Origin of the sequence: Streptomyces sp. NPDC059853 (genome assembly GCF_042731495.1) — a bacterium.
In the GTDB taxonomy this organism is placed as follows: Bacteria; Actinomycetota; Actinomycetes; order Streptomycetales; family Streptomycetaceae; genus Streptomyces.
Genome location: NZ_JBHWJL010000573.1, coordinates 1 through 1,196 on the forward strand (window position 1 = coordinate 1; position 1,196 = coordinate 1,196).

The window sequence follows — 1,196 nt, forward strand, 5'->3', positions numbered from 1 at the left end:
GGCGTGCCCGGCGCTGGCCTCGGCCCCGAGTTGGACGACGGCGAAGGCGGTCACCAGCGCGATCGGCACGATCGCGGCGCCGAGCCGCGCCGAGTCGGCGCGGCCGTGCGCCACGGCCAGCCACCCGCCGGCCCCGCCGAACCGGCGCAGTGGCCGGGCGAGCAGGCCGAGCGCCCACCCGGCGATCCACGGCCCGAGCAGCGCGCACCCGATGACCATGACCACCACGGCCGCCCCGGCAGCGGCGGCGGCCCCTTCCCCGGGCAGCGCGACGGCGGCCCCGGCGGACGAGGCCCCGAGGCCGAGCACGACGAGCCCTCCGATCCGCCGCCCGGCGGACCCGGCCGCGGGGGTGGTGGGCGCGACGGCCGAGCCGGGCCGCGGTTCCCCGGCGGAACCGACCGCAGAGGCAGCAGCCGAAGCAGCCGCCCCGGGCCCCGGCTGCCCGGTGGAACCGTCCACCTGGGCGGTACGAGTGGCGGCCAAGCCGGGCTGCGATGGCCTGGCGGAACCGACCGCAGGGGCGGCAGCCGCGCCAGTCGCGCCGACGCCGGGCCGCCCCGCGCCGGACGGGTCCGGCTCCGGCTGCCGCCGGTCGGTCCGGCCGGCACCCGAGCAGGACGGGCCGTCCGGACCGGCCGGACCGGACGCAGGTGGGGTCCGGCCGGACCCGGCCGCTGCTTCCGGCGAACCCACCCGGGCCGGGCCGGCTGGGGCGCCGCCGGAACGGTGGGACGGGGCACGGCCGCCGTTCGGGGTGGCGGGGGCGACGCCGTCAACGCCGATGTCCTCCCCCGGGGCGGCCCCCTCCCGGCAGTGCGGGGTGTTCTCACCCGGCGTCCCTCCCACGACAGGACCGTCCGGCGCCGCGTGCGCATCGGGCCCAACAGCGGACCGAGCGGACTGCCACCCGGCCACCGGCCCCCGTTCAGGTCCGTCCGCCGCCGCACCCGCACGGCCGGAGGTGCTCCGGCTCTCCCCGGGCCGGTCGGTCGTCCGCCCGGCCCGCCCGCCGTGGGTGTGCGCACGCCCGGCCTCGGCCAGCACCGCTACCACGGGGCTCGCCGCGCCCTGGTCGTGGCCCGGCCCGTCGTCCGACACCAGGGTCACGCGCCCGGTTGCCGCATCCGCCCCGGCCACCGAGTGCTCCGTGGGCCGGTCCGGCCGCCGTTCGGGCCCACCCCGTGGTCCCGGGC

At 81.4% G+C, this 1,196-nt stretch carries 1 pseudogene; it reads right to left on the minus strand.

From position 1 onward, the window contains the following. A pseudogene (locus ACFV5N_RS27945) lies at positions 1 to 309 on the minus strand (ABC transporter permease); the annotation flags it as partial. Between the last annotated feature and the right edge of the window lie 887 nt (positions 310 to 1,196).